The organism is Streptosporangium sp. NPDC003464 (assembly GCF_053588315.1).
The window spans coordinates 1-9,050 of record NZ_JBSFPS010000352.1 but is presented as its reverse complement, the minus strand read 5'-3'; the positions used below and the strand labels follow the sequence as shown (position 1 = coordinate 9,050).

11 protein-coding genes are annotated in these 9,050 nt (G+C 70.8%); 6 read left to right on the top strand and 5 right to left on the bottom strand.

All coding sequences use genetic code 11. The annotated features are described in order from the left end of the window. Positions 1–43 precede the first annotated feature (43 nt). Both ACWDS7_RS43770 and ACWDS7_RS43765 read right to left on the bottom strand, forming a co-directional pair. On the bottom strand, positions 44–499 hold the full coding sequence (locus tag ACWDS7_RS43770; RefSeq protein WP_451934104.1) for a YbaB/EbfC family nucleoid-associated protein: 456 nt from the start codon (positions 497–499) through the stop codon (positions 44–46). 102 nt (positions 500–601) lie between these two features. Beyond that, complete coding sequence (locus ACWDS7_RS43765) at positions 602–1,678, bottom strand: PLP-dependent cysteine synthase family protein (protein ID WP_306865109.1); 1,077 nt, start codon at positions 1,676–1,678, stop codon at positions 602–604. A gap of 278 nt (positions 1,679–1,956) precedes the next feature. Here ACWDS7_RS43765 and ACWDS7_RS43760 point away from each other — a divergent pair, with 278 nt between their 5' ends. From ACWDS7_RS43760 to ACWDS7_RS43735, 6 genes are all read left to right on the top strand, one after another. After that, positions 1,957–2,544, top strand: coding sequence for a sigma-70 family RNA polymerase sigma factor (locus tag ACWDS7_RS43760; protein ID WP_043657805.1), 588 nt, complete (start codon positions 1,957–1,959; stop codon positions 2,542–2,544). A 202-nt stretch (positions 2,545–2,746) separates the two neighbouring features. Further along, positions 2,747–3,052: a hypothetical protein gene (locus tag ACWDS7_RS43755; RefSeq protein ID WP_451934103.1), complete on the top strand. Its 306-nt coding sequence runs from the start codon at positions 2,747–2,749 to the stop codon at positions 3,050–3,052. 26 nt (positions 3,053–3,078) lie between these two features. Then, complete coding sequence (locus ACWDS7_RS43750) at positions 3,079–3,918, top strand: polysaccharide deacetylase family protein (protein ID WP_451934102.1); 840 nt, start codon at positions 3,079–3,081, stop codon at positions 3,916–3,918. A gap of 37 nt (positions 3,919–3,955) precedes the next feature. Next, positions 3,956–4,591: a DUF2461 domain-containing protein gene (locus tag ACWDS7_RS43745; RefSeq protein ID WP_451934101.1), complete on the top strand. Its 636-nt coding sequence runs from the start codon at positions 3,956–3,958 to the stop codon at positions 4,589–4,591. A gap of 133 nt (positions 4,592–4,724) precedes the next feature. Continuing rightward, on the top strand, positions 4,725–5,246 hold the full coding sequence (locus ACWDS7_RS43740; RefSeq protein WP_451934100.1) for an RNA polymerase sigma factor: 522 nt from the start codon (positions 4,725–4,727) through the stop codon (positions 5,244–5,246). After that, the gene (locus ACWDS7_RS43735; protein ID WP_306865123.1) at positions 5,243–5,710 is read left to right on the top strand and encodes a hypothetical protein; all 468 of its coding nucleotides are present in this window, start codon (positions 5,243–5,245) and stop codon (positions 5,708–5,710) included. The genes ACWDS7_RS43740 and ACWDS7_RS43735 overlap by 4 nt, the downstream gene beginning before the upstream one ends. Before the next feature lie 17 nt (positions 5,711–5,727). Here the strand turns inward: ACWDS7_RS43735 and ACWDS7_RS43730 are convergent, their stop codons facing one another. From ACWDS7_RS43730 to ACWDS7_RS43720, 3 genes are all read right to left on the bottom strand, one after another. Next, entirely contained in the window at positions 5,728–7,287 is a 1,560-nt protein-coding gene (locus tag ACWDS7_RS43730) for a YncE family protein (RefSeq protein WP_451934099.1), read from the bottom strand. A 174-nt stretch (positions 7,288–7,461) separates the two neighbouring features. Further along, positions 7,462–7,710 (bottom strand): DUF397 domain-containing protein, encoded by a 249-nt coding sequence (locus ACWDS7_RS43725; RefSeq protein ID WP_451934098.1) that lies wholly within the window; start codon positions 7,708–7,710, stop codon positions 7,462–7,464. A 298-nt stretch (positions 7,711–8,008) separates the two neighbouring features. Next, positions 8,009–8,719 (bottom strand): superoxide dismutase family protein, encoded by a 711-nt coding sequence (locus tag ACWDS7_RS43720; protein ID WP_451934097.1) that lies wholly within the window; start codon positions 8,717–8,719, stop codon positions 8,009–8,011. Positions 8,720–9,050 lie beyond the last annotated feature (331 nt).

Genomic DNA, 9,050 nt, shown 5'->3' with positions numbered 1-9,050 from the left:
GCACGGCCTGCCGTACGGTCCGCCGGATCACCGGCCTCGGTGATCACCGGCCTTCGTGCTCGGAGCGGATCTTCTGGAGCTCGCGCAGCGCCTCGGCGATCTGCGGATCGGAGTCGATGCGGGGGGTCAGCCCCATGCGCGGCAACCGGTCCTGCACCGAGTGGTTGAAGCCCTCCAACTGGTTGGTCAGCGGCGCCATCACCTCGCTCAGGCGCTCGGTCGCGCGGGTCTGCGCCTTCGTGGCGGCCTCCATGATCGCGTCCGCCAGCGCCTCGGAGCCCAGGCGCATGGCCCGCGGGTCGATCTTCACGCCGATCAGCGAGCCCTCGGGACCGACTTCCACCCGGACCAGACCGTCGGCGGCCTCTCCCTGCCCGTTCGCCTCGGAGAGTTCGTCGATCATCTTCTCGTACTGCTTGGAGAGCTTGCCGAAGCCCTCCAGCAGCCGGTCGACCTCAGGGTCGCCGCTCCGCCCGAAGTCACCGTAGGGCGTCGTCATATGCCCCTCCTCGCGAGTTCTTCAAGATCGATGCAAGTGGTGCTCACATTAGCGCCCAAACCCTAGCGCCAAAAGGAAATTCTGGTCGGGTGGGAGCGGAGGTCAGGGCTCGGTGAGGAAGGACCTCAGCCCCACCAGGTGGGGGTCGATGTCCAGGCCGTGCCCGGCGAGCCAGGCGTCGTTGTCGTAGGTGTCCCGGTAGCGCTCGCCGCCGTCGCAGATCAGGGTGACGACGCTGCCCCGCTCGCCCGCCTCGCGCATCTCCCGCAGGAGCTGTACGGCCGCCGCCACGTTGGTCCCGGTGGAGCCGCCGACGTCGCGACCGGTGACCTCGCGGACCCAGCGCATGGCCGCGATGGAGAGGGCGTCGGGGACCTGGAGCATGCGGTCGATCACGGTGGGCATGAAGGACGGCTCCACCCGGGGGCGGCCGATGCCCTCGATGCGGGAGCCGGGAGCGGTGGCCGTGGCGTCGCCGGAGCACCAGGAGGAGTAGAACGCCGAACCCTCGGGGTCGACCACGGCCAGCCGGGTGGCGTAGCGCCGGTAGCGGATGTAACGGCCGATGGTGGAGGAGGTGCCGCCGGTGCCGGCGCCGACCACGATCCAGGTGGGCTCGGGGTGGGGCTCCATCTCCATCTGGTTGAAGATGCTCTCGGCGATGTTGTTGTTGCCGCGCCAGTCGGTGGCCCGCTCGGCATAGGTGAACTGGTCCATGAAGTGGCCGCCGGTCTCGACGGCCAGCCGGTGGGACTCCTCGTAGATCGTTCCAGGGTCGTCCACCAGGTGACATTTGCCACCGTAGAACTCGATCAGCGCGATCTTCTCGCGCGAGGTCGAGGCGGGCATCACCGCGATGAACGGCAGGCCGATGAGCCGGGCGAAGTACGCCTCGCTCACCGCGGTCGAGCCGCTGGAGGCCTCGACGACCGTGGTCCTGGGACCGATCCAGCCGTTGGCCAGGCCGTACAGGAAGAGAGAGCGCGCGAGCCGGTGTTTGAGCGAACCGGTCGGGTGGACCGACTCGTCTTTCAGGTAGAGGTTTACCCCCCACCGCGAGGGAAGCGGAAAGACGTGGAGATGGGTGTCGCAGCTTCTATGGGCGTCGGCCTCGACTCGGCGGATGGCCTCGGCCACCCAGGTCCGGGTCTCGGGGTCGTGTCGATCCACGTATTTCATAGGGCTAAAGGTATCGCTAGCTGCGGTTATGTGATGATAGACACATGTTCAGTCAAATTGAAGGAAGGATGTTACGATAATGAGACTTGTCCGGCTGTAGGGCGTGTCGCACCCGCCACTGGCACAGCCACTGATGAACCCCCTGAGCAGGCACGATCACTCTTAACGGCACCTTTACCACGTGCGTGCGAGCATGCCGTAAGCCGTGGGGGAAGGTGTCTCGCGCCTGCACCGGACGGTGAGTGGGGGAATAGCAAGAGGGGGATGACGTGATCACGATGACCGAAGAGCAGCGCCAGGACTGGTTCGAGCGCGACGTTGTACCGGTCACCAACCAGCTCTACGCGTCCGCGATGCGTTTGACCCGTAACTCCGCCGACGCCGAGGACCTGGTGCAGGAGACGGTGACCAAGGCGTTCACCTCCTACCACCAGTTCCGTGAGGGCACCAACCTCAAGGCGTGGCTGCACCGGATCCTCACCAACAACTTCATCAACGACTACCGCAAGAAGCAGCGCTCGCCCAAGCTCTCGGCCACCGAGGAGATCGAGGACTGGCAGCTCGCCGCCGCCGAGTCCCACATGTCCTCCGGGCTCAAGTCCGCCGAGACCGAGGCGCTGGAGCAGCTGCCCGACAGCGCGGTGATGAACGCCCTGCGCGCCCTGCCCGAGGACTTCCGGGTGGCCGTCTACCTGGCCGACGTGGAGGGCTTCGCCTACAAGGAGATCGCCGAGCGGATGGGCACCCCCATCGGCACGGTCATGTCGCGTCTGCACCGCGGCCGTCGCCAGCTCCGTACGATGCTCGAGGACTACGCCATCGAGGAGGGCGAGTTCCGGCTGCCCGCGCAGCGGCAGGCCGCGTAGGCCCCGCGGGGCGTCCCTCGGTGGCCACCACCGGGGGCCGGGGGCTCCAGACCAATAGCGGCGAACCACTGTCCGGCGACAGGACGGAACCGCATCATTACAGTATGTCGCTTTCGGTCTCCCGTCCCGCCCTGCCCGCCCCGCCGGACGACGGCCCCGCCCCCGACCGACCGCTCCCGCCGCCCGGCCCGGGAGGTGGCGGGTGAACGGGCCGCGCGGGGAGATAGCCCGGCTCCGCGCCGAGCTGGGGGACCTCGGTGTCACCGGTGTCCACGAGGTCGGGGACGACGGGATCCTGTCGGTCTGGATAGGGCTGGTCATCCGCTTCCGCGATGGTTTCTACCGCTGGCAGGAGGGGCCGGTGAAACGCCGTCACCTGGGCACCGATCCCGGCGGATGCGCCATCCGGGTGGCGCGTCGATACGCCGAACTACAGGCCGATGTCCCATCCTGGTGGGAGGACCTGGCCAGGATCCTGCGGGGGGACGCGGCCGAGGATTACCCGTAGCCCCGCATGGCCTCCTTGGGGGAAGCGTGCGGCTGTGGATCGTCCTGATCGCCCTGATGGCAGGGGCCGGGGGATGCGCCACACCGGTCGCCGTGGTGAGGCCCGGGAGCGTGCCGGTGGCCGCCCCCGCCACCCCGCCCCCGCCGGTCGACCCCGGCGCCCTGGCCGCCAAACTGGCCGCGATCCAGCCGCAGTGGCCCAGGAGCAGGTATCCCGTCCCGCCCGGGAAGCGCCACATCGACTGTGGACGGATCAAGTGTGTGGCGCTGACCTATGACGACGGGCCGGGCGAACACACCGGGCAGCTGCTCGACATCCTCGCCGGCCGCGGCGTCCGGGCGACCTTCTTCGTGATCGGCCGGATGGTGGCGGAGGGGGACGGCCCGTACAACCTCCGCCGGATGGTGACGGAGGGGCACGAGGTAGGCAACCACACCTGGAGCCACGCGCAACTCACCGCACTGTCGGAGGCCGGGATCAGGGGCGAGCTGAGCCGCACCCAGGGGGTCGTCCACCACGTGACCGGGCGCTGGATGACCCTCATGCGGCCGCCGTACGGGGCCACCGGAAAGCGCGTCGCCGCCGTGGCCCGGGACAGGGGGCTCGCCCAGATCCTGTGGGACGTCGATACCAAGGACTGGCGCGACCGCGACAGCCTGATCGTCACGCGGCGGGCGAGCGCCGCCCCGCCGGGCTCCGTCGTGCTCATGCACGACATCCACCCCACCACGATCGAAGCCGCCCCCCATGTGCTGGACCAGCTCGCCGCCCGGGGCTACACGTTCGTGACGGTCTCCGAGCTGTACGGCGGGAAACTCGCCCCCGGCGAGGAGTACGGCGAGGACAGGGAGCCCGTCAGGCGGTGACGGGCCGATGTCGGTCGCGGATGGAAGTATGGGCACCATGAGTTTCAGCGGCTTCCCCGACGAGGCCTTCCTGTTCTACGAGGGCCTGGAGGCCGACAACTCCAAGACCTACTGGACGCGTCACAAGCAGCTCTACACAGACATGGTCAGGGCGCCCATGACCGCGCTGGGCGAGGAGCTGGCCGCCGAGTTCGGCCCGGTGCACCTGTTCCGTCCGCACCGCGACGTCCGCTTCGCCAAGGACAAGTCGCCCTACAAGACCCACCAGGGCGCCTATGCCGCCACCGCCGACGCCATCGGCTACTACGTCCAGATCGACGCCGCCGGGCTGCACGCCGGCGCGGGCCTCTACTCGGCGCAGGGCGGCCAGCTCGCCCGCTACCGTCAGGCGGTCGACGAGGAGCTCAGCGGCGTCCCGCTGGCGAAGATCGTGGACGAGCTCCGTGCGGCGGGCTACGAGATCGAGGGCGACCGGCTGAAGACCCGCCCCCGCGGCACCCCGGAGGGCCACCCCCGCCTCGACCTGCTCCGCCACAGATCCCTGCACGCCGGCCGCCGCTTCCCTCCCGAGCCGTGGGTCCACACCCCCGAGGTCCTCGACCGCGTCCGCGCGGTCTGGCGCGACCTCACCCCGCTTGTCGAGTGGCTCACCGCCCACCTCCCGGCGGACTAGCCTCCGCCCTCCACGGCCGGAGCCCGTGGGATTGTGGGCCAGAGCCCGCGGGGCCGTGGGATCGTGAGCCGGAGCCCGCGGGGCCGTGAACCTGACGGGCCTGCTCCCCGACTGTGCCGGGTGAGGAGGCAAGGTGAGCGACGAACTACTGGTGGTCCGCTGCCAGCTCGGCGAGCGTGAGGCGTTCGCCGAGCTGGTCCGGGCCTGGCACGGCCCCGTGTGGACCTACGTCCGCCGCATGCTGGGCCCGGTGGAGGCCGACGACGTGAGCCAGGAGGTCTGGCTTGCCGTGGTCCGCGGGCTGCCCCGGCTCAAGGAGCCCGGCAGGTTCGCGCCGTGGCTGTTCACGATCGCCCGGCGCGCGGTGGCCAACAGGCTCCGAGAGGAGTACGCCAGGCCGGAGGTCGCGGTCGGGGACGGACCGGTGTCACCGGACGCGACCGTCGCGCTCGTGGACCGCGCCGAGCTGGTCGAGGGGCTGTCCGGGCTGCCGGTCCGCGAGCGGGAGATCCTCGTGCTGTTCTACCTGGAGGATCTCTCCGTGGAAGACTGCGCCGAGATCTGCGCCGTCCCCGTCGGCACCGTCAAGTCACGCCTCTCCCGTGCGCGGCGCATGCTGCGCGACCATCTGACGGAGAAGGGATACCGGCGATGAACCCCGATGACATGATCGGCAAACTGTCCCGGCCGCTTTCACTGCGCAGCCGGATCGGCGCCGTCGTGGCGCTGCTGGGCGGCCTGGTGGGGGCGGTGGGCGTGGGCCTGCTGTGGGCCACGGAGCCGGCGCTGCCGGGCCGCACGCACCTGGCCTTCGGGCTGCTCGTCGCACTCTGCCTGGCCTGGACGGGTTACGGGAGCTGGGCGCTGACCCGGAGGACACCGCTGTTCGCCCTCGACCAGGTGATCGCCGGCTGGCTGTCGGTGGTGGCGACGGGGCTGCTGACGGCCGCCGCGGTCGCCGTCGCCGCGGTCCGCGGGACCTGGGTGGGCGTGACGGGTGTCGCCGTCGCGGTGACGATGACCGCCGTGGCCCTCGTCGTCCTGGTGCGGGCCCGCGCCCGTCACGCCGCGCTGCTACGCCGCAGGCGTGAGCTCGAAGGCCGGGCCGGTCGGCCGTGAACGGGGCCCGCCGCACCTCACCGGAGGATCCCGGTGCGGCCGGGCGGATAGCGTCCGGGCTGGGGATAGACGGACAGGCCGTGCGGACCGGCGCCGACCTTGATCTTGCGGATGAGACGGCCGGCACGGGTGTCGAACACGTAGACGACGCCGTCGTAACGCCCGGACAGCCACAGGCGGCTGCCGTCGGCCGAGACCCCGCCCATGTCCGGCGAACCGCCGCCGGGTATGTGCCAGGTGTCGACCGGGCGGCGGAGCGCCAAGGAGATGACCGTGACCGATCCGGCGCCGCGGTTGGACACGTACAGCAGCCGCGAGTCCCGGCTGACGTAGAGCCCGTGGGCGCCCCGGCCGGTCCCGATGAAACCCGTGACCCGGAACTTCTCGGCGTCGACGAGCCACACGCCGCGTCTGGCCATGTCGGCGACGTAGAAGGTGGTGCCGTCGGGGGAGAGCCTGACGTCCTGCGGCATGTTGGCGCCGAGCCTGCCGGTCTCCGGCATGTGGCCGGGCAGGACGGCGTCATGCCCGGTGCTCCGGGACAGGCCGTTGCGCCGGGACAGGCCGCCGCTCCGCGTGACGCCGCTCCCGGTGTGACTGCCCCACATGCCGTGGTCGTGCGCGGTGCCGTACTGCATGCCGTTGTTCCGCGCGGTGCCGCGCTGCGTGTCATGGCTCTGCGCGGTGCCGCGCTGCGTGCCGCTGTTCCGCGTGGCGCCGGGCCGGGCGCCACCGCGCCGGGTGGTGCCGCGCCGGGTGGTGCCGTCCGCCAGGTCGATGACGGCGCGGATCTTCCGGGTCGCCATGTCGACGGCGACCAGATGCCCGGAGAGCTCGCAACTGACCAGGAAGGTCTTCCGGTCGGCGGTGAAATCCGCGTGGTTGATCCCCCTGCACGGCAGGTTCATGGAGTGCCGGAGCCTCATGGTGCGGGGGGCGAGGAAGTCGAGCCGGTTCTCCCGCTCGGCCAGCACCAGGGCGGTGCGGCCGTCCGGGGTGAAGTACAGGTTGTAGGGGTCGTCCACGTGCACCGGCTTTCCGGGCCTGCCGGTCCTGGGGTCGATCGGCGTCAGCGAGTCGTCGTCGGTGTTGTTGACCCAGAGAGTCTTCATGTCCCACGACGGGACGACGTGCTGCGGCCGCCGGCCGACCTCGAAGGTGCGGAGCACCCGGTAGGTGCGCGGGTCGATCACGGTGACGGTGTCGCTCTCGCTGTTGGGCACGTATACCCGCTCGGGGAATCTCGCGGCGGCCGGGCCGAGCATGCCGGGCCGGCCATGGGCGTAGGCGTCCGGCGGCGTGGTGCCGGGGAGCGCGGGGCCCGTGACGCCGGGGAACATCGGGGCGGTGCCGGGGAACACCGGGGCGGCGGAGGCTCCGCCCGGTGTGGCCGATCCGGCGGCCGGCATGCCCGGCGTGCCGCCGGGCCGCACCCCGCCGGCGGTCGCGGCGGTCCCGCCGGGTGAGAGCGGGCCCGGCGCCGGGCCGCTCCCGCAGGCGGACAGGGCGCACGCGACCATCCCGATCAGGGGGATGACCGCGACGCGCCGTCGCCGCTCGCGTTCCAGCCGCCGCATGGCCTGCCCCTCCGGTCCGGTCCCGGCCCTCCGGCCGGCTACGGAAACGCTAGGAGCGGGCGGGTCAGCAAATGCTCAACTCGTGGTCAGCACCGCGCCCGCCTTTTCCGCGTCCCGTGAGCCGCCGGCCTTTCCCGTGCCGGAACCGGCCGGTATCAAGGAGCAGAACATAGGTTATGACCCGGTCGGTTCCGTAAGGTCGAATTCGGATGCTTTGATGCCTTTGATGAATGCGTTCCATTCGGTGAGGGTGAAGTAGAGGACGGGCCCCGAAGGGTCTGTGCTGTCGCGGACGGCATGGGTGGCGTCGCGCTTGCGCTCCGGCCGGTGGGCGGTGCTTCCGAGCTCGGCCACCTCGACGCAGTCACCGCCGTTGCTGCTGCTGAAACTCGATTTCCGCCACGTGAGATTGCTCGGGTCCATCTCTTCTCTGCCATTCTCTCGACGAATGCCGTTGACATGCTGAGCGGTAATGCCCCGACGCGGAGGGCCTCGAATAACCCGCACTCCTTCCGCGACCTCCGACAGGTCACCGGTGATGGGGCCGTAAACGGCCGCATCTGGATACGTTACCTCGGTAACGATTTCAAAGTGGCAGAAAATCTCATTTATTCTGGCCCGCCTGCCGGACCGAGCGGATTCACGGGCTCCACCCGTCGCGGAGCGGGCCTCCGGGCCGGACGTCCGGAAGAGGCCCGGGCGCACGGCCGGGACCTGCCCCCTAACGCCGGGCGATCACGCCGCAGGCGATGCGGCCACCGGAGTCGCCCGTCTTGAGCGTCTCGGCGTCCGGGCCGCTCCCGCCCCCCTTGAGCTTGTAGCGCTTGGGGATGTTGGCCTGGTTGTCCGGCCGGGCGTGGACGATGACGGAGCTGCCGTCCCCGTCGAGGAGCTGCCGCACCCGGAAGCGGTCGGTCACGTCGGTGGCCCTGCCGACGCCGTCCTTGCCGACCAGGAGGCTGGGCAGGTCACCGGAGTGGCCGGGGTGCGGGCCCGGGCCGAGGTTGAAGTGGGGGCCCGCGCTGAAGAAGGGGCTGCCGGTGGCGGGGTCGGTCGACCTGGGGTCGCAGACGCCCTTGTTGTGGATGTGGAAGCCGTGGTAGCCGGGGGGCAGGCCGCGGACCCGGACCCTGAGCCTGACCTTGCCGTCGTCCCTGGTGTCGATGCGCAGCAGGCCGACCTGGTTGCCGTCGACGTCCTTGATCTCGGCGCGGGCCGACGCGCCCGCCTGGCCGGTCGGGCTCGGCGATCCGGTCGGGCTCGGTGACCCGGTTGGGCTCGGCGAGATGTACGGGCTGGTCGGGGCCGATGGACTGGTCGGGCCGGATGGGCTGGTCGGGCCGGGTGTGGGCGTTACCGCGGCCGTGGCGGCGGCGCCGGCCGTTCCCGCCCCGAGCGCGAGGGCCAGTGCCAGATGAGACCCGGGAAGCATGAGCGTCCCCCTACGGTTGCTGTCCCCCGTCGCGGAGGATCCGCGTTTCCCCTCCCCCCGGAGGTCGCGGCGGAGGGGCCTGAAAGGTTCTCCTCCTTCGAGTATCGGACGGTGCCCATGCCGTCCGGTCGGGAGGGGGCCGTGCGGCACGGAAGGAGGGCGCCGGGGAACGGCGGGAGGACCTGGGAACGGGAGGGCCTGAGAACGGGAGGACCTGGGAACGGGAGGGCCTGAGAACGCGGCGGACTCCCGAGCCCGCTGCAACTCCTGCTCCGCGCGGCGCGCGGACTCTTCCGCCAGGCGCGCGGCCTCATCGATGTCCAGCCGGTCC